Origin of the sequence: Vibrio chagasii, assembly GCF_024347355.1 — a bacterium.
GTDB classification, from domain to species: Bacteria; Pseudomonadota; Gammaproteobacteria; order Enterobacterales; family Vibrionaceae; genus Vibrio; species Vibrio chagasii.
Genome location: NZ_AP025465.1, coordinates 1,907,511 through 1,931,290, shown reverse-complemented (window position 1 = coordinate 1,931,290; position 23,780 = coordinate 1,907,511). Strand labels below are relative to the sequence as shown.

General features: G+C 42.4%; 25 protein-coding genes and 1 pseudogene. 18 read left to right on the top strand and 8 right to left on the bottom strand.

Annotated features, from left to right (window positions below; translation table 11 throughout):
* The first annotated feature begins 139 nt into the window (after positions 1-139).
* Together OCV52_RS08955 and OCV52_RS08950 are read left to right on the top strand one after the other, a co-directional pair.
* Positions 140-1,033 carry a hypothetical protein gene (locus tag OCV52_RS08955; RefSeq protein ID WP_240700685.1) on the top strand — a complete coding sequence of 298 codons (894 nt, stop codon included), beginning with the start codon at positions 140-142 and terminating at the stop codon, positions 1,031-1,033.
* Positions 1,033-1,224, top strand: a complete 192-nt coding sequence (locus tag OCV52_RS08950; protein ID WP_137408014.1) for a hypothetical protein — start codon at positions 1,033-1,035, stop codon at positions 1,222-1,224. Before OCV52_RS08955 ends, OCV52_RS08950 begins: the two co-directional genes overlap by 1 nt.
* A gap of 38 nt (positions 1,225-1,262) precedes the next feature.
* On the opposite strand, the gene OCV52_RS08945 is transcribed toward OCV52_RS08950, so the two are convergent.
* Positions 1,263-2,183: an IS5 family transposase gene (locus tag OCV52_RS08945; protein WP_096995464.1), complete on the bottom strand. Its 921-nt coding sequence runs from the start codon at positions 2,181-2,183 to the stop codon at positions 1,263-1,265.
* 244 nt (positions 2,184-2,427) lie between these two features.
* On the opposite strand from OCV52_RS08945, the gene OCV52_RS08940 reads away from it, so the two are divergent.
* From OCV52_RS08940 to OCV52_RS08880, 13 genes and pseudogenes are all read left to right on the top strand, one after another.
* A complete protein-coding gene (locus OCV52_RS08940) occupies positions 2,428-2,556 on the top strand; it encodes a hypothetical protein (RefSeq protein WP_261900841.1) in 129 nt (42 codons plus the stop codon).
* Positions 2,557-2,706: 150 nt separating this feature from the next.
* A pseudogene (locus OCV52_RS08935) lies at positions 2,707-3,646 on the top strand (IS5 family transposase).
* A 67-nt stretch (positions 3,647-3,713) separates the two neighbouring features.
* Positions 3,714-4,100 (top strand): NUDIX hydrolase, encoded by a 387-nt coding sequence (locus OCV52_RS08930; protein WP_137408546.1) that lies wholly within the window; start codon positions 3,714-3,716, stop codon positions 4,098-4,100.
* 209 nt (positions 4,101-4,309) lie between these two features.
* Positions 4,310-5,074 (top strand): 3-methyl-2-oxobutanoate hydroxymethyltransferase, encoded by a 765-nt coding sequence (panB, locus tag OCV52_RS08925; protein WP_137408547.1) that lies wholly within the window; start codon positions 4,310-4,312, stop codon positions 5,072-5,074.
* A gap of 141 nt (positions 5,075-5,215) precedes the next feature.
* Positions 5,216-6,112, top strand: a complete 897-nt coding sequence (locus tag OCV52_RS08920; protein ID WP_137408548.1) for a hypothetical protein — start codon at positions 5,216-5,218, stop codon at positions 6,110-6,112.
* A gap of 50 nt (positions 6,113-6,162) precedes the next feature.
* On the top strand, positions 6,163-7,038 hold the full coding sequence (locus OCV52_RS08915; RefSeq protein WP_137408549.1) for an MBL fold metallo-hydrolase: 876 nt from the start codon (positions 6,163-6,165) through the stop codon (positions 7,036-7,038).
* Positions 7,039-7,170: 132 nt separating this feature from the next.
* Positions 7,171-8,007 carry a DUF3626 domain-containing protein gene (locus OCV52_RS08910; RefSeq protein ID WP_137408550.1) on the top strand — a complete coding sequence of 279 codons (837 nt, stop codon included), beginning with the start codon at positions 7,171-7,173 and terminating at the stop codon, positions 8,005-8,007.
* Positions 8,008-8,111: 104 nt separating this feature from the next.
* Positions 8,112-8,612, top strand: coding sequence for an opioid growth factor receptor-related protein (locus OCV52_RS08905; protein ID WP_137408551.1), 501 nt, complete (start codon positions 8,112-8,114; stop codon positions 8,610-8,612).
* Between the two features lie 195 nt (positions 8,613-8,807).
* Positions 8,808-9,245 (top strand): hypothetical protein, encoded by a 438-nt coding sequence (locus OCV52_RS08900; protein WP_137408552.1) that lies wholly within the window; start codon positions 8,808-8,810, stop codon positions 9,243-9,245.
* Positions 9,246-9,283: 38 nt separating this feature from the next.
* A complete protein-coding gene (locus OCV52_RS08895; RefSeq protein ID WP_137408553.1) occupies positions 9,284-9,802 on the top strand; it encodes a GNAT family N-acetyltransferase in 519 nt (172 codons plus the stop codon).
* A gap of 72 nt (positions 9,803-9,874) precedes the next feature.
* A complete protein-coding gene (locus OCV52_RS08890) occupies positions 9,875-10,306 on the top strand; it encodes a GNAT family N-acetyltransferase (RefSeq protein ID WP_116871968.1) in 432 nt (143 codons plus the stop codon).
* Positions 10,307-10,316: 10 nt separating this feature from the next.
* Positions 10,317-10,688, top strand: a complete 372-nt coding sequence (locus OCV52_RS08885; protein WP_137408554.1) for a RidA family protein — start codon at positions 10,317-10,319, stop codon at positions 10,686-10,688.
* A 231-nt stretch (positions 10,689-10,919) separates the two neighbouring features.
* Positions 10,920-11,402, top strand: a complete 483-nt coding sequence (locus OCV52_RS08880; protein ID WP_137408555.1) for a tetratricopeptide repeat protein — start codon at positions 10,920-10,922, stop codon at positions 11,400-11,402.
* Positions 11,403-11,500: 98 nt separating this feature from the next.
* On the opposite strand, the gene OCV52_RS08875 is transcribed toward OCV52_RS08880, so the two are convergent.
* Together OCV52_RS08875 and OCV52_RS08870 are read right to left on the bottom strand one after the other, a co-directional pair.
* Positions 11,501-12,529 carry a methionine synthase gene (locus OCV52_RS08875; protein WP_137408556.1) on the bottom strand — a complete coding sequence of 343 codons (1,029 nt, stop codon included), beginning with the start codon at positions 12,527-12,529 and terminating at the stop codon, positions 11,501-11,503.
* A 69-nt stretch (positions 12,530-12,598) separates the two neighbouring features.
* A complete protein-coding gene (locus OCV52_RS08870; RefSeq protein ID WP_137408557.1) occupies positions 12,599-13,576 on the bottom strand; it encodes a DUF1852 domain-containing protein in 978 nt (325 codons plus the stop codon).
* Between the two features lie 318 nt (positions 13,577-13,894).
* On the opposite strand from OCV52_RS08870, the gene OCV52_RS08865 reads away from it, so the two are divergent.
* Together OCV52_RS08865 and OCV52_RS08860 are read left to right on the top strand one after the other, a co-directional pair.
* Positions 13,895-14,704 carry a sulfite exporter TauE/SafE family protein gene (locus OCV52_RS08865; RefSeq protein ID WP_137408558.1) on the top strand — a complete coding sequence of 270 codons (810 nt, stop codon included), beginning with the start codon at positions 13,895-13,897 and terminating at the stop codon, positions 14,702-14,704.
* Between the two features lie 225 nt (positions 14,705-14,929).
* Positions 14,930-15,931 (top strand): metal-dependent hydrolase, encoded by a 1,002-nt coding sequence (locus tag OCV52_RS08860; protein WP_137408559.1) that lies wholly within the window; start codon positions 14,930-14,932, stop codon positions 15,929-15,931.
* 122 nt (positions 15,932-16,053) lie between these two features.
* Here OCV52_RS08860 and OCV52_RS08855 read toward each other — a convergent pair whose 3' ends face one another.
* On the bottom strand, positions 16,054-17,526 hold the full coding sequence (locus OCV52_RS08855; RefSeq protein ID WP_137408560.1) for a carboxypeptidase M32: 1,473 nt from the start codon (positions 17,524-17,526) through the stop codon (positions 16,054-16,056).
* 294 nt (positions 17,527-17,820) lie between these two features.
* On the opposite strand from OCV52_RS08855, the gene OCV52_RS08850 reads away from it, so the two are divergent.
* Positions 17,821-18,456 (top strand): LysE family translocator, encoded by a 636-nt coding sequence (locus OCV52_RS08850; RefSeq protein ID WP_137408561.1) that lies wholly within the window; start codon positions 17,821-17,823, stop codon positions 18,454-18,456.
* A 117-nt stretch (positions 18,457-18,573) separates the two neighbouring features.
* Here OCV52_RS08850 and OCV52_RS08845 read toward each other — a convergent pair whose 3' ends face one another.
* From OCV52_RS08845 to OCV52_RS08830, 4 genes are all read right to left on the bottom strand, one after another.
* Entirely contained in the window at positions 18,574-20,055 is a 1,482-nt protein-coding gene (locus tag OCV52_RS08845; RefSeq protein ID WP_137408562.1) for an aerolysin family beta-barrel pore-forming toxin, read from the bottom strand.
* A 660-nt stretch (positions 20,056-20,715) separates the two neighbouring features.
* Positions 20,716-21,177 carry a hypothetical protein gene (locus OCV52_RS08840; protein WP_137408563.1) on the bottom strand — a complete coding sequence of 154 codons (462 nt, stop codon included), beginning with the start codon at positions 21,175-21,177 and terminating at the stop codon, positions 20,716-20,718.
* Positions 21,174-21,974 (bottom strand): winged helix-turn-helix domain-containing protein, encoded by an 801-nt coding sequence (locus tag OCV52_RS08835; protein ID WP_137408564.1) that lies wholly within the window; start codon positions 21,972-21,974, stop codon positions 21,174-21,176. Before OCV52_RS08835 ends, OCV52_RS08840 begins: the two co-directional genes overlap by 4 nt.
* A gap of 315 nt (positions 21,975-22,289) precedes the next feature.
* Entirely contained in the window at positions 22,290-23,660 is a 1,371-nt protein-coding gene (locus OCV52_RS08830) for an alanine/glycine:cation symporter family protein (RefSeq protein WP_137408565.1), read from the bottom strand.
* Positions 23,661-23,780: the final 120 nt, after the last annotated feature.

The following is a 23,780-nucleotide window of genomic DNA, read 5'->3' as shown; positions in this document are numbered from 1 at the left end:
AAACTAAGAACGATAAGTCATTGTTATGAATGGAGTGAGTCGCTTAAGATAGGCTACATAGGGAACTAGACGAACAGCTTTCCACTTAAATAAAGAATTTTTGTTTAGTATCTGTTATTAATTTTTTAAGGAGTCATGAGTGTCTAGCTCAGGTACGTATTATTTAGGTCGAGTATTAAAGCTTGGTACTCTTGATCAAGAAAAGTTAATGAACGCAATAAAAGAACCAGTCTCAATCTCTCATCGAGGCTCATCTTGGACATTTATCGATGTGCAAGAAGTTAAGTTAGATGGTGTAAATTACATATTTGGTCGACTTAGCAAATATAAACCGCTGGGTGAAGTTACTGTTGTGGATACTCATAAGCGAACCGAAGAAACACAAATTGAGCCAAATCTCAAAGTGGCATCTAGCCCTTTTGTTTACATTCCATCCCATTCAGGTATAGCTTTTTTAAACGTATATAATCATATTGAACAGAAAGCGTTTGTGAACCGTTTTTGTTCAATTATAGAAGAGACATATCAAAGGTTTTTTGTAGACTGTGATATCGAGTTAGTATCAGATTTACGTTCATTTGCTGCAAAAGTCTCTTCTCTTGACGGTATATACCATGTTAACGCTAAGATCTCTCCACCAAACCCTATGTTTGGTTGTTTGTGGGCTGAGCTAAAAGATTACCTAATTAAGCGAAATACAGATCGTATGACTGTCGTTGAAGATGCTCCAGAAAATCAGCCATTAAACACAGATCTTCCTTACCATATCGAAAAAGCCGCAAACCAAACAGTAGAAGAACAATATGTTTCAGAAGAGCCTCTGCCAATTGGTGACGCTGCAATATTAATGGCTGCTGATGGGTATGGGCACGGTACAGTAAGAGGAAAAAGAGATAATGAAGTAGTAACCATAAAAACTTCTGAAACGGTAAAAAACTTCTCTTTTGATAAAAATCCCGAGCCAGAAGAGCTATATCTGAAAGCTATAGGTATATTTGACGAAATCAAAGAAAAAAGGCACCTAGGTCACTGATGAAACGATTAGCAGACATTATCCGTTTCAGTATTATCTCACCGGAGTTTTTAGTTCTGCTCTTAAGCATTGCTATCACTTATAATTTCCCGGAGTTTTTTGTGATTGTCGGTCAAAAGCTTAAAGGCAACGATGAGCTATGGAAGTTTATTTTATGCTCACTGGTCAAATGCATAGGCTTTGTTGCTTAATTCAGAGCGAAGACATGCCTGTCCCATGTGCTTGACTCTTAAACAATATACTGAGTTTCAGGCATACCTAACCCCGTAAGCTTATTCAGCGCTTTGATCATAGCGTAAGTCTCGCCAACTTGAGCGTTGTAGTTTCTCAGGCTTAATTTCCCACCTAGCAACTGTTTCACTCGATACATTGCTGTCTCTGATAGCGACCGCTTGTGATAGCCATACCGCTTTTTCCACTTATTGTTGGAGCCATAAAGCTTCTGACAACCAACTGCTAAATTGCGAGGGTGTCCTTGCTCCCAGAAGGCAGCCCCTTCGCGTGGCGGGATTAGCGGAACCGCTCGCTTTATACGTATTGCATCATGGCAATGTCTTGTGTCATAAGCACCATCACCTGATACCTCAATGATTTTACGACGTGTCTGCTTAAGTAGGTTGGGAAGCACTTCGCCATCGGTAACGTTAGATAAACTCAGCTCTGCTGCGACTATTTCGTGACTGCTAGTATCAACGGCTAAATGTAGCTTACGCCAGACTCTGCGCTTCCCATCAGTACCATGCTTTTTGACCTTCCATTCACCTTCGCCATAAACCTTGAGGCCAGTGGCATCAATTGCCAGATGTTGTATTGCTCCTCTGGTTTTGGGTTTAAATGAAACCTCAACTTCCTTAGCTCGGCGGCTTATACAGGTGTAGTGTGGGCAAACAAGTGGGATGTTAGCCAGCTTAAATACGGAGTCTAGAAATCCTTGCAGCGCTCTCAATGGCATAGAGAACACGCGTTTCACCATCAATGCAGTAGTAATGGCTAAGTCGCTGAACCGGCGAGGTCTACCACGCTTGCCTTGTTTGTTTTGCTTCCACTCGGCTATCGCTTCCTCATCAATCCAAAAGGTCAGAGAACCACGATTGGTTAAGGCTTGATTGTACTGCTTCCAGTTAGTTGTTTTGTAACGAGGTTTAGGCATGAGGCTACGACGATTAAAAGGTGTAGCTGATCAGATCGTAGCTTCTTGATTTGGTTCCATCGATTTACGCAACAAAGCCGGTATTACATTTAAGATTTCGCAAAAACTTCATGCTCCGTTGGAAAATACATCAAATAAGCAGCTCTACGAGTGGAGTTCATTTAATAAAATAACCGATCGAATAATGGCATCATACTTAATAGCAATATTGTGTAGCGCGGCAAGCTTTTCTATTTGGTTCTTCATGTCAGAAATAAGTGAAGTCGTTTTAGGTGCTATCTTGTTGAACGCGATCGTGATTTCTGGTTTAACAGCATTTCAAATATTTTTGGCAGCACAGAAAATTAGGCAAATCGTTGAGCAATACACATAAAGCTACAACAGGGTATTTAAGTCTGATTCACAATGCTCGGCATTTTTCCCGTAGAGAGTAACAAGGAAAGCGGCTTTGTTGCGTAATTCAATGGAACTAAATCCAGAGCCTACGATCTGATCAGCTACGTCCACTACCTCTCGTAGCTCTATGCCTAAACCTCGTTACAAAACAACCAACTGGAAGCAATATAACCAACTGGAAGCAATATAACCAATCACTCATTAACCGTGGTTCTCTGACCTTTTGGATTGATGAAGAGGCAATAAGCGGCTGGGCGCAAAGCAAACAAAATAAGCGTGGGAGGCCACGTCGGTTCAGTGATTTAGCTATCACGACAGCACTCATGGTGAAACGGGTTTTTTCTATGCCATTGAGAGCGCTGCAAGGATTTATCGACTCGATATTTAGGTTAGCCCATGTACCGTTAAGTTGTCCGCATTACACCTGCATCAGTCGTAGAGCCAAGCAAGTTGAGGTCTCATTTAAGACTAAAACGAGAGGAGCGATACAGCACCTGGCCATTGATGCTACTGGCCTTAAGGTTTATGGCGAAGGTGAATGGAAAGTCAAAAAACATGGGACGGATGGCAAGCGTAGAGTCTGGCGAAAGCTTCATATTGCCGTCGATACCAACACTCATGAGATCATTGCCGCCGAGCTAAGTTTATCAACGGTTACAGATGGAGAAGTACTCCCGAATTTACTAAAACAAACACGCCGAAGTATCCTTGAGGTGTCTGGTGATGGCGCTTATGACACAAGAGCGTGTCACGCTGCTATTAAGATTAAGCGAGCCGTTGCGCTTATTCCCCCAAGAGAAAGAGCAGCCTTCTGGGAGCGTGGTCACCCTCGAAATATCGCCGTGGGTTGCCAGAAGCTATACGGTTAAAATAAGTATTGGAAAGAGCGGTATGGATACCACAGACGTTCATTGTCAGAAACAGCGATGTATCGAGTTAAACAGTTGCTAGGAGGCCGATTGAGCTTAAGAAATTACAATGCACAGGTGGGGGAAACTTACGCGATGATAAAAGCGTTGAACAAGCTTACTGGGTTAGGTATGCCTGAAACTTGTCGTATTGACTAAAAAGCATGCGAAACAGGGTGGCTCTGTCTCTAAACTGAATTACGCAACAAAGCCAAGGAAAGCTCACATGAAAAACATAGCTATGGCGGTGGTTGTAAGAGAAGGGAAAGTCTTAATCCAAAAGCGTTTTAGACATCGCCAAGGAATTGTTTTTGAGTTCCCTGGAGGTTCAGTTGATCCCGGAGAGTCGGGGCGCGAAGCCGCAATTAGAGAGTTGTGGGAAGAAACGGGTCTTAAAGATTTAAAACTCCTCGGCACTCATCAAGGGCAGAACAACTTCGGTGGTGAGATTCATTACTTCGTTTTGCGCGCGGATCTAAATCATGAACCGAAAATGGTCGACGCAGAAAGACAGCAAACTTTCTATTGGCTAGAACCCTCAGCGATACCTCTTGGTGATTTTTTTCGCGCAGATATCGAGTTTATAGAGAAGCATTTGAGCCACTACACATAGTTTGAGGTTGGGTTACGGATTTATAGACGAAAACTTAATTCCTCTTAATCATTACTCTTCGTGAGTTTAACGCCCACTAACTCAGCGCATTTTCTGAATTTAACCTAATTTGTGGGCGTTTAATCAACACCACATTTTCTCTTCCATAGCTCAATTAAAACTAATAGTATCAGTGCTTTAATAACGCATGATTTTATGAGAGCAAGAACATGAAACACACTCCAAGTTCTTTTATGGAAATGAAAGGGAAACAACGTATTCCGATGTTGACCGCTTATACATTCCCTGTGGCTGCAAGTATCGAATCTGCTGGGATACCTATTATTCTCGTTGGTGACACGGTCGGCATGGTTGAAATGGGCTTCAGTAGTACGAGAGATGTGACCATTGAGCACATGGAATATCATGTAGGGGCGGTGCGTCGAGGTGCTCCAAATACTCACATTATTGGCGACCTCCCATACTTAACCGATCGTTCTCCTGAAGTTGCGTTAGTTAATGCTAAAAGGCTGATGCAGGCTGGTGCCGACAGCATAAAGCTGGAAGGGGCAAAACTCGATGTTATTGCTCACCTTGTCGCAAACAATATCCCAGTTGTTGGCCACACGGGGTTAACACCGCAAACGGCAACAAACTTCAAGAAAGTAGGGCAATCTGCTGAAGATGCTCAAACCGTAAGCGAAGAAGCAAAAGCGATTCAAGAAGCGGGTGCGTTTATGTTGGTGCTTGAGCACATACCTTCTTCACTTGGCGAATCGATTACTCAAGAGATTAGCATCCCTACGATTGGAATTGGCGCGGGTGCCTATTGTGATGGTCAGGTATTAGTGATCAATGATGCGCTTGGGCTTGGTAACCGGTGGCCTCCATTTTCAAAACAGTACGCACATTGCAGCCAAACTATCTTTGACGCAGCAAATGAGTTTGCTACGGAAGTAAAAACTAACGTATTTCCAAACAACCTGAGCAAATAACCCCCTTAGTTAATGGCTTTAGGTTGAATCGTAATGCATGGCATTTTCCCGTGCATTACGATAAGCATATGATGTGTATTTGGACGTTCGGTGTTGAGCAATCTTGATTCTCTCACCAAACGTCACTTTCACGGAGGAAACATGACAAGCGACCAACTATTGGAAAAGGCACTTTATAGCAGTGCCAGCATCCATCAACCTCATTCTTTAAAAGCTTATTTGGCTGCGAATTATCTGAATGCTTATTTCGCTAAATCAGACAATGTCTGGCTTAAAACGAGTGAGTTGATAGACCAAACTGAGATTGAGGTTTTAGGCGAGTATTCTGCAACGGTGCTGGCGCCAAAGTTTACGGATTTTCGTATTCATAGGATATTGGAAAGTGGGGTATACCCAGCGGCGTATGTTGCTTTAATGCAGTGGCATGAGAATAAGGGCTTTCAAGATATCTTCTCGCATTACGTTTCGCAGGCTTCTCAAATAAGTGAATATCTTTCCCACAATGTGACCATCTTATTAGCGCTGAATCGTGTTTACCGTGAGTTAGAGCCGTCTCAGATTCCAGCATTCCTTAACCGCTTTACTGAATTTGTCACATCGACCCGCTCTGGTGGCGATCGAAGCACTGACACAAGCGAAGTCGTAGAGCTCGACAAGGTATTACAAGCATGCCTCAAACAGTTTGGTTTCTTTGGGCACAACCTAATTACGCTTACATGGATATTGCGTTGCAAAGAAGAACTGTCGAAAGAGCAATATGACTCGATGCTTTCTAATCTTTATCGACAGGCCAAGAGCCCATTGGAAGATCCAGACGATGAGCTTGATCAAGCTATCTTGGCACAGTGTCAAAGTTCAGATAGCTCCGATGAGTTCTATGACAATGTCCACCGATTGGTTTTCGGGTATACGTCGAATCTACATCAAATAACGTTAGCGGATGCATTGTGTTTTCTTCACGAACAATTCCCTGCACATACTGCTGAGCTAAAATGTGTCGCAGAGTATCAGTGTCGTTTATTAGAAAGGTTAATTTAATTAAGGTGTTGCAGCTAAAATTATGCAACGTCAGCAATCTAGGAGGGGACATGAAAAAGCTATTTATTGGCTTATTTTTACTGGTTTCGACGAGTGTAATAGCATCTGAAAACGTTCCGGAAATGTCGATTAAAAATGGCTATGTTGAACCTTTCCAAATGTTCGATAATGTTTATTACGTTGGTGATAGGTGGGTGTCGTCTTATGCGGTAAAGACTTCAAAGGGATTAGTTCTGATTGATACACTCGATTTCCCTTATTCGCTATGGATACCAATTAATTTAGAAAAGCTTGGATTACAAGATAAGGCAATCACGCATATTTTGGTCACTCACGGCCATTCTGATCATGCTGGTGGAGCGCAATATCTTCAGTCTGAATATGGCTCAAAAGTTGTGATGACGCAGAAGGGCTACGAATTAGCCATTGCTCAAGCCAATAAAAGCAGCGGTAAGAATACCTTTTTGCCTCCCCAAGTAGAGTTATTTGTGCAAGACAGTAGCAGCCTTAGCGTTGGTGAAGACGAGTTTAAGTTTTACCTTACACCCGGCCACACGGAAGGGGACTATTCAATAGATCTTATGGTGAAGGACAAGGGTATATCGTATCGCGCATTTGTTGTTGGCGGACACAGTATAAATACACGAGATCCAAAGCTAGCGAAGCAGTTCTTCGAGAGCATGGACAGAGTCCGAGAGATCGCTTTGCAGCCGCCTGTAGTGAGTGTGAATTTGTCTAACCATCCACATAAGAATCATTTATTCGCTAATCGTGAGAAACGAAATGTCGATGATTCGAATAACCCGTTCATTAGCGAGAGCAACTTCTTTAGCTTCATAGAGCAGCAAGAGGCTTTAGCGAAAGAGAAGCTTAGCCAAGCGGAATTTCGGGTTAGCTCGGAAGCTTCATCCCCTGAGGCGCAGTAGGTCATTTGCCGCTGTCTGCATATCTTGTCTAAGTTGAACTTTGTGTTCATATCTTAATAGGTTAAGTTTATTGTCTGTGTCGTACTATTTGTTTAGTCGGCGCAGTATTCTTTCTCGAAAACAGGAGATTTCATGGCTGACAACGCAGTAGAGCAAGCAATCGAAAACATCCGATTGAAATCACAAGGTACGGATTGTTTAACGAGTTGCTCGGTGACGATCAACTTCCACTCCGATCGTTATACGTCTGACAATAAACCTTTGCTCGAAGTAATTGCTGACGATGGGTGTTTGAAGTCTCAATTTGAAACAGGTACCAGTAACGGTGGTATGACGGCTTATCCCGGTGGTGACCGTTGGTTATGGGAAAAACGTGTATTTGACGGTGCTTACGACAGTGCTCCCGATGCGCTTAGGCCTAAATATGGTGCATTGAACTACAGAAACTACGAAACAGGTGCGTCACCTCGTTTTGGATCCTGTTACTTCCAACTGAAAGCGGAGACCTTGGAACGAACCACGTTTTGCTATCCCGACAGTTTCTTTGAGCCAGAGGACTTCGCCGTTTCTAGCCGTGTGCAGGCATTAGTTGATAAAGCATTGTCATCCGATGTTGATTTACTTGATGATTATATCGAGGCACATGTTCATGGGGTTATCTCTCTGAAAGACGATATTGAATGTCTTGTATTAGACCCTATTTACCGCTCGACGATTATTGAAGAACGCGCGGTGAAATTGGGCGTTCCGATAAAGTGGCACAATGGCTACGAATTAAGCCTAGAAGAGATGAGTCGCTACCCAGATTATCGCGGCCAGTCGTTTATAGAACTCGCAAAAAAGTTAGCGGTAAACGGCAAGATCAATGCGAAAATACTGGGGCTAGCCGTGACAGAGCAAGGTTATGACCAACAAGACGTAAAGAAGGTTTGGCATTACTTGGCTCGGTTTGGTTATAAATCAGAATAAGCTTCTCTAATAGCAAGAGTAGATTGAATTGGGAGGTTGTTAATCGTACCTCCCAGTATTTAGCGGAAACCCGCAAGCAAAAACTATAGTCGGTAGGATTTTAAATGAGTGAGATTGCTCGCTTTATCTCTGGAGAAGTGCCAGACAAAATTGGTCGTAATATTGAACAGTTGTTAGCTTACAATCACTTCTGGTTGGAACACGACCATAAGTACATTCAAGTGTTTTTCCCAATAGATGAAGGGACCAAGTTCAATCAACATGCACCGTTTGTTACTCAAGAAGATAGGAGTATCTTTGCTAATTCAGAAGAGCTTCGCACTGCTCATCTACAAGTGCTTGACCTGATGCTTGAGTTTTGGGGAATGCAGCGAGATGGAAGTGAGATATCGTCATTATTGCCACTTAGCGCTGCCAACCATGTATGGTTGAAGAATCACGACCATAACCAACTTCGACTAACGCGAGCCATTCGCAGTTTATACTTGTTAGGCAATGAAGAGGTTGCAACCAACTTATGTGACTTCTTGATCGCAGCGGCCAATGAAACGGGTTCTGTCTCTGATAAAACGGTGCAATATTGGCGGAATGCCTTGGAAGGTTAGTTTTTCTGTCCAGAGCTTTCGGTACTGCACATAATTGATTCCCAATGCGTGGCAATTTCGTGCGATGCCGCTGTCTCTATATTCAACATTGGAATGCAATTTGTGGTATACATCAAAGTTGATATTATCTCGGTTAACTTATTATTTTTCATTATGTTAGGGTGCTTCTAGTTTTTGTAAGAAGGCGGCTAGATTATGAAAAAGGGATTTGTCATCGCTGTATCAATTGGCTTTGTTGTCTTCTTCCTCGTTGGCCGCGAACTTCAATGGTTCGGGTCCAGTAATTCTGAGTCATTTCCTAAACTGCCGAATAGCCCTCAATTTGTACCATCTACTGACTTTGACGGTGAGTGGCTAGGTCGCCGTGTTAACACCACTGGCAATAATATGTGTGAGCGAACAACCATCACAGGAAACATTCGTGAAGGTAAAGCCACTTTGAGGCTTACCTACAGCGGAACAGCATTAGAGGGTTGGGTTTCAGAAAGCGGTGAATTACGGTTATATGCCAAACATCGCCAATGGGACTATCGCTTTTCAGCAACAGGCAGCGGCATGCGGTTTGATGGTCGTTGGTATTTAACCAATGGCCCGTGCCAAGGGACTTGGTTTATAGAAAAGGTCGATGCTTAGTCCTAATCGCGAATCAGTGAGAACCGAAAGGGTATTAAATGAAAATTAGAACTGCAGAGTTGTCCGATATAGCCGCAATTACTTGCATCTTCAATTTCTATATTGAGAACACTAACGCGCGCTTTGAAGAAGAGAGGTTTTCGTTGGAAAATCGACAGCAATGGTTCTCTCAATTCTCGAGTGATAGTAAATATCAACTTTATGTCGCAACCGAAAACGACTCGCTACTTGGTTTCGCATGCTCTCAACCGTACAGAGCAACATCCGCATTTGAAGATACAGCCGAAGTCACAATTTATTTAGCTGAAGATGCAAAAGGTAAAGGGATAGGCTCTAAGTTGTATTCTCAGCTCTTCGCATCAATCATTGATTTCGGTGTTCATCGCGTTCTTTCCGGTGTGGCATTACCCAATGAGGCATCGATCGCACTACATAAGCATTTTGGTTTTCGAGAAGTTGGTGTGTTCAATGAATATGCAAAGAAAAATGGCAAATACATCAGTTCAATGTGGTTGGAAAAGGCTTTAGATGCGGATATGTCCCTTAAATCCTCTTAACGTTTTTGATTCAATACTTATAACATTTTTTGATGCAGTATTAGGAAGCAACTTGAAAACAAAGGACACAATATGGAAGTAAAGTTGGTCAAAGGTTCAGACCCTAAGTTCGCTGAATCGATCACCAAAACGAATATGGCGCCTTACTACGATACGCGCGGGATCGTTTGGGGTCATGAGCAGTTTTTACGCAGTTGGGACGAGTTAGATAACTATGAAGTTTATGTAGGTGATATGCGTATTGGTGTTGTCCGCTTTAGTTATACCAGTGACATCACGTTCCTTCGAGATTTACAGATATTAGCCGAATACCAAGGTAAAGGTTTTGGCTCTAAGTGTTTGGATTTAGTGATTGCACATGCGAGCAGTCAGGCATCGAATCAGTTAGTGCTGCGTGTATTCAGTGAGAACCCTGCGATTAAGCTTTACCAATCAAAAGGTTTTACAAAAATTTCTGAAGTGAAGGGGCTTGTTGAAATGGAGCTGCAATTAACTGGACTATAAAGGAAACGAAATGGTTGAACGTATAAATTATCAAGGCTTGCCATCAATTGCTGGGCCTTATGTTCACGCGACAAAGCACAACGGTACGCTCTATGTCTCTGGTTTGACTGCTTACGGCACAAGTTCACAGGATCAAGGAATTGGTGAGCAGACGAACGAGAGACTTAGTCAGATCAAGCAAATACTAGAGCATGAACAGCGAGCAGTCAGTGATCTTATTAAGCTGACGATCTTTATCTGTGATATGTCTGAACTAGGCAGTCTTCGAGAATTATTGTTCGACTTTTATGGAGAGTATCTTCCAGCTTGTTCTCTAGTCGAGGTATCTAAATTGATTCACTCTGATTTAAGAATTGAGATTGAGGCGACAGTGGCCCTGTAATAACTAAAATATATAAAAGCGTCCATAACTTAAGAAGAGTCGAATCACTTTCGCGTGTCGAACTTGGTGTTGTTTTTTGGGTTAGGTTGTACGTAAACCAATATTTCAAACTCTGCTTGTGTGCTAGCATCGTTTACTTCGTGCACTAATCTGCTTATGCTGCCTAGGTAACTCATTAGGCTTAAATTAGAAGCGCGTGTATCCCAACCGCAGAGCTATCAGGTATTAAGAATGGAAACAACTATCTCACAAGCCATTGCGCTTCGAAAAGAACAGAAATATCAAGAGTCGCGAGACTTGTTGGCGACACTATTAAGTGATGAAAATTTTGCAGCCAAAGCACACCTACAGATAGCCTGGTCATACGATAATCAAGGCAAGGAACAGCAGGCGATTGAGCATTATGTTTTGTCTTTGCAAGGGAAGCTCTCTTCCGTAGAGCGCTTTGATGCGTTGTTTGGCTTAGCAAGCACTTACCGAAGCCTAGGTCAGTATACTGAGGCTTTAAGCCATTTCGAACAGACGATGGCTGAGTATCCAAATTCGATAGAAGTGAAGCCTTTCTACGCAATGTGTCTGTACAACTTAGGTCGACATAAAGAGGCGACGTCTCTGTTGCTTGAGTTGTTGGTTTCTACGACCAATAGTGAGGCGATTAAAGAGTACCAACGAGCGATCTCCTTATACGCTCAAGACTTGGATAAAACTTGGTAAGCGACTGCGAGTAACACGCTTCACTTAAAAGGAGAAAAGCCTAAGCATCAATGTGATACTTAGGCTTCAAAATTTAATTTTTGTATTCAGAACAGCCGTTACGCTGAAAGTTCTTTACGAACGATCTCTGCGCCAGCACTGAGTGCATTGAGCTTCGCTGAGGCAATTTCGCGAGGTAGAGGAGCCATGCCGCAATTGGTGCAAGGGTAGAGCTTGTCTGCATCAACATACTTAAGTGTTTCTCTTAGAGTGCTAGCCACTTCTTCCGGTGTCTCAATAGAATCTGTAGCAACATCAATAGCGCCAACCATCACTTTCTTACCGCGAACAAGTTCAAGCAGTTCAAGTGGTACATGAGAGTTGTGGCACTCTAACGAAACAATATCGATATTCGATTGCTGCAGCTTAGGAAATACCTCTTCGTACTGACGCCACTCAGTGCCTAATGTCTTCTTCCAATCTGTGTTTGCTTTGATTCCGTAGCCATAGCAAATGTGTACTGCGGTTTCGCATTTAAGCCCTTCAATGGCCCTTTCTAAACAAGCGATACCCCAATCGTTCACTTCATCAAAGAACACGTTAAATGCAGGCTCATCGAACTGAATAATATCAACGCCTGCAGCTTCTAATTCTTTCGCTTCTTCGTTGAGGATCTTTGCAAATTCCCACGCCAGTTTTTCACGGCTTTGGTAATGCGCATCGTAAAGTGTATCTATCATGGTCATAGGACCCGGCAGAGACCATTTGATCGGTTGGTCGGTTTGCTGACGTAAGAATTTCGCATCTTCAACAAACACGGATTTCTGACGAGAAACTGGGCCAACCACTGTCGGTACACTCGCATCGTAGCGGTCGCGGATTTTAACGGTTTCACGCTTTTCAAAATCAACGCCATTCAGATGTTCAATGAAGGTCGTTACAAAGTGCTGGCGGGTTTGTTCGCCATCACTCACGATATCGATGCCTGCTTGCTGTTGTTCATGCAGAGACACACGCAGCGCATCTTGTTTGCCGTCTGTGAGTTCATCGCCTTCCAGTTTCCATGGAGACCAAAGTGTTTCTGGCTGTGCTAGCCAAGACGGCTTAGGCAAGCTGCCTGCTGTTGAAGTCGGTAATAGTGTTTTCATAATAATTCTGCCTGTCCTTAGATTCCAAAAGTGGAGCGTATGTTTCCTATTGCGCGTAAAATCGAACGATTACAGCGCGTAGTTGGCAGACCAGTTTTCTAGTACCGACTGATATGGCTTAATGAAGTTTTCTTCTGCGAACTTACCTTGTTCAACAGCTAGCTTGCTTCGTTCTTCACGGTCATACACGATTTGAGTCAGTGAGTGATCCAAGTTTTTCAAGTTTGGTTGGTAACAGTTACCTGCAACAGCATTCGCGTTGTAGATTTCAGGGCGGTAGATTTTCTGGAACGTACCCATGGTACTGATGGTGCTGATAAGCTCTAGGTTAGAGTAATCGTTCAGCAGATCACCAAAGAAATAGAAAGCCAGAGGAGCAACACTATTTGGCGGCATGAAATAACGAACCTGTAATCCCATCTTCTTGAAATAATGTTCAGTTAAAGAAGACTCGTTAGGTTGGTATTCAAAGCCTAATACAGGGTGTTGATTTTCAGTTCGGTAATAGGTTTTATTATCTGAAACACTCAAACAAATAACAGGTGGTTTCTTAAAGTTCTCTTTGTACGCTTGAGAGTTAACGAAATATTTAAACAGCTTGCCGTGCAAATTACCAAAATCGGCTGGAATACTGAATTTATCTTGGCCTTTATTGTGATCTAAAAGTAATACGCTGAAATCATAATCTCGAACATAAGAAGAGAAGTTATTTCCGATAATACCTTCAATGCGCTTATTCGTTTTGTGGTCCAGAATATTGGTTTTTAGCACTTCAATTGAAGGAAATGCTGCGCCGTTGCTTTCAATGTCCATATCAACAGAAATGATTTCAAGCTCAACAGAGTAGCGGTCGCCCTTAGGGTTGTCCCAATGTGCTAGAGCATTGAAGCTGTTATCAATCATCTGTAAAGCATTACGTAAGTTAGCTTGGCGGCTTGCACCTCTCGCCAAATTTGCGAAGTTGGTGGTGATACGCGTGCTGTCTGAAGGTGTGTAGTTTTCGTCGAGGCTGATGCTCTTAATCGTAAAATTAAATTCGTTATTCATACTGTTCTGACTTCCCAATTCGTTGTCTGACTTACTCTCGGTCTTTTATATCACTGCGTTATTTTCGCTTGTGACCGTATTAAGAGTGCTGGCTATATTCTTTAAATATGTCGCATTAAGTTAATCGCTTAATATTTTTATACTTGGAAGGTGGGAGGATTAACAATGGTAATACTTCACAATCAACATGAGGAATATTCATGATCTATCTGTTTGAAAATCAAAGCTGGTGTCAGTTATATTAATTATCTTGATGGAAATATAACCATATTAATAGTGTGTTATTTAAGACAATTAATTGAATAAGAGATGGATGAAATGAGTGAATTGCTGTTGTTGATTTTCTACTGTGCGTTATTAGGCAGTGGTGTTGGGTTTCTAGCCGGTTTGTTAGGCATTGGCGGAGGGCTGATCATTGTGCCGGTACTAAGCAGCATTTTACTGTATTTAGACGTTCTACCGTCCGACCAAGTTGTTGTTGCTGCAATTGCCACTTCGCTGGCTTCGATTCTATTTACTTCAACCTCTTCAGCGCTAGCTCACCATAAGAATGGAAATGTGCCTTGGAATATTGCGCCTTGGATCATGCTTGGTGTTGCTCTGGGCGCGCTGATTAGTGGCTTTATGGCGGCTCTGTTGCCCGAGAAAGTTGTTCGTATTGTGTTTGCCGTGAGCGTGGTTCTTATTGCGATCAAGATGTTCTTAAGCAGCAAAAATGACGCACCTAAGGAACGAAAGCTACCTAATAAAGGTGTATTAACGGTTCTGACGACCATTACTGGCGGCTTGTCTGCAATGATAGGGATTGGTGGCGGTGCATTGCTGGTCCCGCTATTAACGTTCTTTTCGGTCGATATGAAAAAGGCGATTGGTTGTGCGTCGGCTTGTGGCATTGTGATCGCGTTGTTTGGCTCGATAGGTTACATCACTTCAGGCAGCAGCCACTTTGCGCTAACCGACGGTTTTGCTGGCTTTGTTTATCTGCCTGCGCTGCTGGGTATTGTGTGCACGTCTTGGTTCACCGCACCTTTAGGTGCAAAAGCAACAAACCATTTACCCGTTCCAACCATCAAGAAGATCTTCTCAGTACTGTTGGTTGTTATCGCGGCAAGTATGGTGGCTCGTTAATTGAAGATCGTTCAAGTATCAATATATAGAGCAAAACCGAATAAATTGATCAACCACCAATAATGAGAAAAGGGCAGTTTCATAACTGCTCTTTTTTTGTTTATCGGTCTATGCTTATACAGCTATGTACATGAGTATATTGATAAAATCGTTTGGTTATGACAATCCACTGCTATAGCTAAATGTACTTGTTCAGTTCAAGGGAATGCTAAAAGTGGGTGATTTATGGATCCGTTAACGCAGGGCGTGCTAGGTGCTTCTTTGTCACAATCGGCGAGTAAAAAACAACATTTGGTTGTTTCTGGGGTATTAGGTCTGCTCTCCGGGTTGGCACCAGATTTAGATGCATTGATTAAGTCTCAAAGTGACCCTTTGTTGGCTTTGGAATTTCATCGACAATTTACCCATTCACTCTTCTTTATTCCCATTGGCAGTTTGATCTGTGCCTTGGCTCTACATCATCTGATTGCAAAAAGATGTGGGCTTTCTTTTAAACAAAGTTGGCTGTTTTGTGCATTGGGATACGGTACTCATGCACTGCTAGACGCTTGTACCACTTATGGCACTCAACTGTTCTGGCCGTTCACCAACGAACGTTATGCTTGGAATACTATTTCGATTATCGACCCTGTCTATACCATTCCTATCTTAATATTGTTGGTGTTGGCGACATGGAAGCGAACACCTTGGTTAGCGCGTATTGCGTTTCTGTGGGCTTTGATTTATCCGACGTTAGGCATGATACAAAGGGATAGAGTAGAAGCGATAGGATGGCAATTAGCACAAGAACGCCAACATACTCCTATTCGGTTAGAAGCCAAGCCGAGCTTTGCGAATATCTTAGTGTGGAAAGTGGTGTACGAAACAGAATCTCGATACTACGTAGATGCTGTTCGAGTCGGCACCTCCGTTAAAACTTATCCTGGTGATTCGATCGTTAAACTGAATGTTAGTCAGGATTTCCCCTGGCTTGACCTCAATTCACAGCAAGCAAAAGACATTGAGCGTTTTCGCTGGTTTTCGAATGGCTTTGTATCACAAGACCCAAATGATGCGCTTCGGGTCATTGATGTTCGTTACTCGATCGTACCTAATCAACTAAAAGCCTTGTGGAGTATCAAGTTATCGAAGTCTGCAGACGCTGAAGAACACGTTTTGTATGAGACGCACAGGGATAATACACCAGTGTCGAGAGAGATCTTTTTCGATATGTTGAAAGGTAAGTAATGTAGGTAAAGCTCAGAATCTATAGGATATTATAGAGCCCACTTTACTATGAAAAGGCTGAGTCAGTAACTTGCTCAGCCTTTTCATTTATTGTTCTATACAGCCTTTGTTAATTGGATCGATTAAAGGTAACGACTTCTCAAATGATCTTTGAAGTATTGCGCATTCAAGGTTTCACCCGTTGCACCTTTTACCAAATCATTGGTAGTGAGTAGGCTGCCTTTACTCCAAATATTCGACTCTAACCAAGTGAAGATAGGGGATAGGTCGCCGCTTTCAATTACTGAGCTCACATCTACTGTTTTCTTCATTGAAGCCATGAACTGAGCCGCGTACATTGCACCTAATGTGTAAGATGGGAAGTAGCCGAATGCGCCATCTGTCCAGTGGATATCTTGCATACAGCCGTTGGTGAAGTTGCCTTCCGTACTCAAACCCAGGTAAGACTGCATCTTGCTGTTCCATAATTCAGGTACATCAGTGTGCTTGATTTTTCCATTGATCAGGTCACGTTCGATTTCGTAGCGTAAGATAACGTGTGCAGGGTAGGTTAGCTCATCAGCATCGACACGAATGAAGTCTTTCTTCACACGAGTGTAGATCTTCTGGAAGTTATCTTTCTCAAATTCAGAACCAGAGAATTGCTGTCCCGCTAGGTTTGCCAAGTGCCCAATGAACGGGTCGCTGCGGCCAACTTGCATCTCAAAGAACAGCGATTGAGATTCATGGATACCCATAGAACGAGCTTGACCTGCAGGCTGGCCTGCTAGATGTTTTGGTAAGCCTTGCTCATAACGCGCGTGTCCTGTTTCATGGACGATGCCCATTAAGCTTTGAACGAATTCGGCTTCATCGTAGCGAGTTGTGATACGGACATCTGAAGGCACACCACCACAGAATGGGTGAACACTTTCATCTAATCGGCCGTGATTGAAGTCAAATTGAAGTAACTTCATGACTTCTAAGCCTAGTGCTTTTTGCTTTTCAGCGGCATAAAAGCCGTTGGGAGCACTAAATTGCTCGCTTGATTGCTTTTCAATGACCTCATCAATGAGACCTGGAAGCCAAGTTTTAACATCCGCAAACAAGGTGTCTAATGATGCTGAGCTAGTACCTGGTTCGTAGATATCTAGCATTGCATCGTAAGGTGATAGGTTAGCTGCTTCTGCACGAATTTGAGCTTCTTCTCGAGATAACTCTACCACTTCACGCCAGTTTTTTTCGAAACCAACCCAGTCGTTGTTTCCACGTTGACTACGCCATGCATGCTCACATTTTGAACCCGCTAGCGACTTAGCTTCAACCAGTTTCTCAGGGAGTAGGTTAGCTTGCTGCCATTGACGTTTGATTTCACGAAGCGATGATTGTTGTTCATTATTCAGGCCTTCGTTTTCAGCGTCAGAGATCCAATCGACCAGCTGTGGCTGAGTCATCAATCCATGAATATGAACTGAAAGTTCTGCCATCGCTTCGCTACGCGCTTGGTTACCACCAGATGGCATCATTGACGCTTGGTCCCAACCACAAATTGAAGCTAGATGTTGAAAACGTGAACATTTTTGAGAGTGTTCGACTAGTTTTTTGAATGCGCTCATTTGACTACTCTTAATTTGGTTTCGTTGAATGCCCTTAACACGGAAGATCGATAAGGTTCATTTCTCATGTGCTTTATTACGGCTTCGCTTTGACTAATGCTGTACTTCTCAGTCGAAGATATAGCAATAATAGTATCGAGCGATACGGTGGCTCGAATTTACTATTTTTTAACAAATTAAACTGTACCATTGTGCACAAATTCAGTGACTTGTATAGCTGGTGGTAATTGTTGCTTGCGAAATGTGTAGATAAGCGGTATTGATGATAGAACGCTGAACAAAGATGATAATGATATGGATATTTTGAACTTTGAGGCATTTCTGATTGCCATCACTATTTTAACGTTAACGCCTGGCTTGGATACAGCATTGGTGATTCGCAACACCAGTCGCTCTGGCTTAGCTGACGGCTGTATGACAAGCTTCGGTATCTGTGCTGGGTTATATGTACACGCCTTTTTCTCTGCAGTCGGCATTTTTGCGATTCTTGCTCAATCAGCAGAGCTATTTCAAGCTGTAAAAATGGTGGGTGCTGTTTACTTAATCTGGCTTGGTTTAAGTAGCTTACGTACATTGATGAAAAACGGTGGTGGGTTGAAAGTAGGCGAGCAAACTCAACAAGCCTACAGTGCCAAACGATCGCTAGGAGAAGGCTTTTTGTCTAACGTTTTAAATCCAAAGACCGCAGTCTTCTATTTGGCGTTTTTACCTCAATTTGTTAATCCTGAAGGCTCGCCGTTATTGCAGTCTATGCTGATGGCTTCGGTTCACTTTATCATCGCTATGCTTTGGCAATGCGGTTTAGCGGGGGCATTAAATTCAGCTAAAAATCTACTAAAGAACGCAAGCTTTATGAAGTGGATGGAAGGGGTAACCGGTATGGTATTGGTGGGGTTAGGCGTCAAACTTCTGATGGAAAAGCAGGCTTAGTTTCTGTCTCATTGTGAAAAAAATAAAGCCCTCGCTAGGTTCTTGTTACCAAATTAGCGTGGGCTTTGTCGTCATACACGGTAAGTGTCCTATTACCGTGTATATAGATTGACTGTATTAGTCATCTAAACGAATGTCTAACTCAGCACCTTCAAAGCCTAGATCACTCAGTTCATCGGCATCAAAGTTGGTCGTTACTTGAAGGGGTCCAAGGTCTGTAGTTGTCACTTTATCGCCTTCAATACTGCTTCGTGCGCTTAGAGTATCATCATCGATTGGAATAGGTTTACCGTAAACGATCTCACCAGAGTATGAAGAATCTGCAAAAAAATTACCAGATACGAAAGAGTGGAATGGACGTAAGCTAGCACCTGTTGCGTATTGCATGCTCCCCAGGCTCCAGTGTTGAATAGCCCAACTCCAGTCCCACCAATTTACTTCGCCCGGAATGTAGCGGTGATCCCACTGGTAAGGAATGTTAGCAGAGTTTTCGCTTGGTCGGCCCATTGTGAATGTGTGAGACTTGTATGGTCGGTCATGTGGGTGAGAGTGCCATGCATTATCATCAGTACGAAGGAAGCCATAGAATTCAACATCATAAGCAATATCAGCGTTGAATTGGTAAGGGTATGAGATAGATGAGCGCCACAGATCGATTTTAACTTGAACTTTGGAGTGAGGAGGAACAACTGGATGAGCTTGTTGCCATACTTCTACTGAAGAAGATCCACCATTCTGCTCACCGAAGCTTTGGTTCGCTTCAAGCTTGATATTGACTTTGGTCTCACCAACTAAAGGCCACTTGAACTGATTCTCAACGGAAACGCTTTCTGAAAAGCCGTAATCGTTTGTTTTTGACCAAGTTTGCGACTCCATTACTTTTAGGGTGACCGTATATGATTGCTCAGTATCGGTATTGTTTTCAACCGTTTGCCAAACGGTCTTTACGAGTTCCTTTTCTGACTCATTAACTTCACCGTGCGTGAAGTCCTCATCTGACATATTGAAGGCAAAGTTATCAACAATGATTTTTGTTTTTTCGTTACATCGGTAACCATCACAAGAACCGTTGTTGTTTCCTTCAATAACCCAATGGTCACCGACACGGCTTGTGATCATATCCTCGCCGACATATTGGCCGCTATTCCCGCCAACCCAAGCATAACCGAGGTAATGCGCTAAGTAACTTAGCGGACGGACAAACTCATCTTGAGCATGGGTTAAGCTATACTCAACATCAATTTCATCGCCTTCTTCTATGGCAACAGCGGAGTAGGATGGAATTTCTGATTGTTCGTTAATTGGGTAACAGAAGGTTATATTGTTCGGACCAGTCTGTTTAACCTCACCATGGTAACCCGGTCCCATAATAACCCAGTTGCCTTCCAAGCCAACAATATCCCATTTCCCCATTTGCTGCATAAGAAAGTCTCTGTGCTCTTGAGCTTCATAGTGATCTAAAGGGCGATAATCTGTGCGACAGACATCTTCACCTAAATTGTCACGCACGATTTGATCTGGGTATACTTTCGCGTTTACTCCGGTCGACAGTACAGACAACACTGCTGCTGCCAAGATACTTTTATTTTTACTAATCACAAACAATTCCCTCATTTTCATTTTTATATTGGTAACGCTTTTTATATCTTGCTGATGCAGGACCATTTCACTTTTCCATACTGATAGAAGTAACTATAGTAAAAATACTTGAATTTTCTTTTGAATTAAAATCAGTTATTTAAATTGATAATTATGTCTATTGATGAAAATTTGTGCAACGAATATGAATTTTGTTGGCTCACTTCAAAATGAATTTAGAAAAATGAAGATTTCTTAAGATTCGACTAACGTCAATGTGGATTTGAGGTTGAAAATGCTTCTTTGGTTTTCCGTGGATTACCAAGTAATTACTGTTGCTGGCAATGTCAGGCTGGGATGTGAGATGAGAATTAACGATAAGCTCTATTTAATCGATTATTATTTTCAAAAAAATTACTTGTGAATAGTACTACTTCGTACTTATGAGGCTATTTGGAACTAAGAATGGGATCTTACTTCAATTGTTTCGTTAGTTCTTATTATGAAGTGACGATATATGGAATAGATAAGGGGTGTTTCAATTATGAGAATTATTAGTTTTGAGAATGAAAAATAAGATAAATAATAGATTAAAGGAAAGAGATGGATTTCGAACTGAGTCGAAATCCATCTTAAATAATATAACTTTGAAGGGAGTTTATTACTCGTTAAGGAGGTAATTTAGCGTTTAGCTAACAGCTGAGTACGACCTGTATTACAACTCCGAATAATGGCAAATGCTTCATTCGCACTCAAAATATCAATATTCAACGTTAGTGGATCATTGTTCAACAAAAGGTATGGTGATAACACATTGTCGTTCATTGCCTCGTTTATTTTCTGTACCGACAGTAGGTCTATAGTGCCAGCAATGGCAAAATTAAATGATGTAGAGTGTCCCGCATTTCCTTGAAATCGAAGAACGATAGGGTTTGGTATTTTATCGTCTTGAATTGAGACGATATGCAGAACTTTGTTATCCCTAATTTTTGTGAATCCATCGCTTCGTAATACGTTATCTTCAGAGAGCAAATCGATCATACTATGCTGGTAACTGTGATCTTCAAGTTTGTGAGAATCAGGAATACTCCACACCCCTGCCAATAGGATTAGTGCGGAGAAGACAGCAACAAACGGCATCATAATGACCCCCTTCCTAGGAATAGCTCAATCTCTTTACTGGCTTTGTCCAGTTGTGATGGGTTGTAAAAAATGTTCACTGATTTGCGAGTTACCTTATTGAGTATCGCAAGTTCAGAATAACCAGGTTCTTCGCTGATATAAGCGATACAGTCACATTGGTACTTGTTAAGAAGCCTTTTCAACTCGGGAGTTAGGGTCATTTGTGGGTCTTGAAATATTTGTAGTTGGCCTATCCAATACTCGGTCAGCCGGTCTGATGGTTTTACTTCATGGAGACTCTTGTCGTGAAACTTACTGAATGCCAACGCGATTGATGCTGCTAGCAGCACGCTAGCAGTAAAATAGCACACAAGATTCTTTGAATAGGCAATTTTACGATAGACGGACAATGCTTGGGTTCCGTTGTGTTTTTCGCCTGAGGTCGCCTTAACTTCGCTGTCAGGTAAAGGCAACGGCGGAGTTGTATCTTCAGGCGCAGTAATGCTTGTATCGTCCACAGTAGATTCGATACAAACACAATGGTCTATGAGGCGGTAACCGACCTTTGGAACTGTCACTATTGGTGAATCTTTGGTCCCAAGCTTAACGAACTTTTGGCGCAGCAAGCTGATACTTTTCGCGAGAGAAGTATCCCCTATGAATTCGTTACCCCAAGCGTAGTTAATAATATCTTGCTTACTCACAATATCGGGCGCGTGTTTAAGAAGAAGCTCTAAGACTCGTGTTTCTCGATATCCAATTTTAATGGAACGATCGTCGTTATAAATACGATTTGTTATAGGGTCAAATTTGATCATATAGCCAACGTTTTATTTTTATTATAATTATCTCAACAATGTTAGCGACTATAAACTGACTTATATATGAATAAAAGCCACATGTTGCTTTTTCTTGAATTTTTTTGGTTTCTTGAAAATACATAATATTTAACGTAAGTAATAACTAATTAAGCTTTCGCTTTATTAGTGCAAGTTGCTATTTAAAAAGTCTTGTAATATTTGGGGTAATTGTTTTAAGTAATCTTTTAGTTAATTAAATTTTTTATTTACTTAGGTAATAAAAAGCCCACATTTGATTGTGGGCTTTGGCTTTTATTTTGCAATTTATCTCGATTAGGCTTTTACAGTTTTATAATCACTAGAAGAAGATAATGGTTTGAAAAACAGCTTAGTTTCTTCGATAACGACGTGGCGTAGCAAGATAAGGCCGATTAGGTTTGGAATTGCCATCAGACCGTTCACGATATCTGCCATTATCCAGATCATGTCGAGCTTCAAGAATGCACCAGAAGCCACCAACGCAATGAAGATAATCTTGTAAGGTAGGACTGCTTTAGTACCTAGCAAGAAAACAACACAGCGCTCGCCGTAGTAGTTCCAACCTAAAATCGTAGTAAACGCAAAGAAGATTAGACCAACAGAAACCAGCATAGGGCCGAGCGTGTCTGCATTCAGACCAATAGCAAATGCATGAGTGGTCATTGCAGCACCAGAAAGGTCAGTCTGCCAAGCACCGGTTAAGATAAGCGCCAAACCTGTCATCGTACAAATAATGATGGTGTCGAAGAAGGTACCTGTCATAGAGACCAGACCTTGCTTCACACATGAATCTGTTTTTGCAGCCGCCGCAGCCATGGGTGCGCTACCTAGACCAGATTCATTAGAGAATACACCACGAGCAATACCCGATTGAATAGCAAGCATGATACTCGCACCAAAGAAACCGCCTGTTGCTGCTGTGTTGCTAAACGCAGAGGTAACAACAAGGGTAATGGCATTCAGTAGTTGGTCTGCATTTGAAACCAGAACGCTCAAACACGCAACGATGTACATCACCGCCATGGTCGGAACCACTTTTCCTGCAACCTTAGCGATAGATTGAATACCACCAAGCGTTACCACTGCCACCAATATTGTTAAAACGATTGCCGACATTTCACGTGGAGCGCCAAATGAGATTTCAGTAGCGTCTAAGATCGCGTTAACTTGTGGGAAGGTACCAATACCGAAACAGGCAACGCCTAAAGCGAATACAGCGAACATTACCGCCAAGATTTTTGAGCCCACTCCGTATTGCAGGTAGTACATTGGGCCGCCAACCATTTCACCATTGCTATCGGTTCTGCGGTATTTTACGGCTAGTAGACATTCAGCGTATTTAGTCGCCATGCCAAATAACGCGGCAAGCCACATCCAAAATAGGGCACCAGGGCCGCCAATCTTGATCGCGGTCGCTACGCCAACAATGTTACCTGTACCAATAGTTGCTGAAAGCGCGGTACACAAAGCGGCAAAACTGGATACGTCACCCGTACCGGATTTGTCTTTGCTAAACACCATTTTTAGCGCGGTTGGGAGGTGTCTAAACTGGAGTAAGCCTAAGCGAAAAGTAAAGTAGATACCTGTACCCACTAGCAGAATAAGCAGCGGTGGTCCCCAAACGAATTGGTTGATGGTTTGTAGTGTAGCTTGTAGGTGGTTCATAGATTCCCCTTAATAAATTAAAAATTTAAGGAGAAGAGGGAAGGCAGTGCAGATCGCAGGGATCGGTAGCACCACTTAATACATACGGATTTCTAGATAGAATTCTTTTGTTAATTAAGG

Coding starts and splice junctions, on each gene's coding strand:
- OCV52_RS08940 (WP_261900841.1), top strand. CDS start 2,428: ATGTCAGAAATAAGTGAAGTCGTTTTAGGTGCTATCTTGTTGAACGCG.
- OCV52_RS08945 (WP_096995464.1), bottom strand. CDS start 2,183: ATGCCTAAACCTCGTTACAAAACAACTAACTGGAAGCAGTACAATCAA.
- OCV52_RS08865 (WP_137408558.1), top strand. CDS start 13,895: ATGAGTGAATTGCTGTTGTTGATTTTCTACTGTGCGTTATTAGGCAGT.
- panB (WP_137408547.1), top strand. CDS start 4,310: ATGAAACACACTCCAAGTTCTTTTATGGAAATGAAAGGGAAACAACGT.
- OCV52_RS08830 (WP_137408565.1), bottom strand. CDS start 23,660: ATGAACCACCTACAAGCTACACTACAAACCATCAACCAATTCGTTTGG.
- OCV52_RS08875 (WP_137408556.1), bottom strand. CDS start 12,529: ATGAAAACACTATTACCGACTTCAACAGCAGGCAGCTTGCCTAAGCCG.
- OCV52_RS08895 (WP_137408553.1), top strand. CDS start 9,284: ATGAAAATTAGAACTGCAGAGTTGTCCGATATAGCCGCAATTACTTGC.
- OCV52_RS08835 (WP_137408564.1), bottom strand. CDS start 21,974: ATGATCAAATTTGACCCTATAACAAATCGTATTTATAACGACGATCGT.
- OCV52_RS08890 (WP_116871968.1), top strand. CDS start 9,875: ATGGAAGTAAAGTTGGTCAAAGGTTCAGACCCTAAGTTCGCTGAATCG.
- OCV52_RS08950 (WP_137408014.1), top strand. CDS start 1,033: ATGAAACGATTAGCAGACATTATCCGTTTCAGTATTATCTCACCGGAG.
- OCV52_RS08900 (WP_137408552.1), top strand. CDS start 8,808: ATGAAAAAGGGATTTGTCATCGCTGTATCAATTGGCTTTGTTGTCTTC.
- OCV52_RS08840 (WP_137408563.1), bottom strand. CDS start 21,177: ATGATGCCGTTTGTTGCTGTCTTCTCCGCACTAATCCTATTGGCAGGG.
- OCV52_RS08860 (WP_137408559.1), top strand. CDS start 14,930: ATGGATCCGTTAACGCAGGGCGTGCTAGGTGCTTCTTTGTCACAATCG.
- OCV52_RS08930 (WP_137408546.1), top strand. CDS start 3,714: ATGAAAAACATAGCTATGGCGGTGGTTGTAAGAGAAGGGAAAGTCTTA.
- OCV52_RS08910 (WP_137408550.1), top strand. CDS start 7,171: ATGGCTGACAACGCAGTAGAGCAAGCAATCGAAAACATCCGATTGAAA.
- OCV52_RS08920 (WP_137408548.1), top strand. CDS start 5,216: ATGACAAGCGACCAACTATTGGAAAAGGCACTTTATAGCAGTGCCAGC.
- OCV52_RS08850 (WP_137408561.1), top strand. CDS start 17,821: ATGGATATTTTGAACTTTGAGGCATTTCTGATTGCCATCACTATTTTA.
- OCV52_RS08905 (WP_137408551.1), top strand. CDS start 8,112: ATGAGTGAGATTGCTCGCTTTATCTCTGGAGAAGTGCCAGACAAAATT.
- OCV52_RS08880 (WP_137408555.1), top strand. CDS start 10,920: ATGGAAACAACTATCTCACAAGCCATTGCGCTTCGAAAAGAACAGAAA.
- OCV52_RS08870 (WP_137408557.1), bottom strand. CDS start 13,576: ATGAATAACGAATTTAATTTTACGATTAAGAGCATCAGCCTCGACGAA.
- OCV52_RS08915 (WP_137408549.1), top strand. CDS start 6,163: ATGAAAAAGCTATTTATTGGCTTATTTTTACTGGTTTCGACGAGTGTA.
- OCV52_RS08855 (WP_137408560.1), bottom strand. CDS start 17,526: ATGAGCGCATTCAAAAAACTAGTCGAACACTCTCAAAAATGTTCACGT.
- OCV52_RS08885 (WP_137408554.1), top strand. CDS start 10,317: ATGGTTGAACGTATAAATTATCAAGGCTTGCCATCAATTGCTGGGCCT.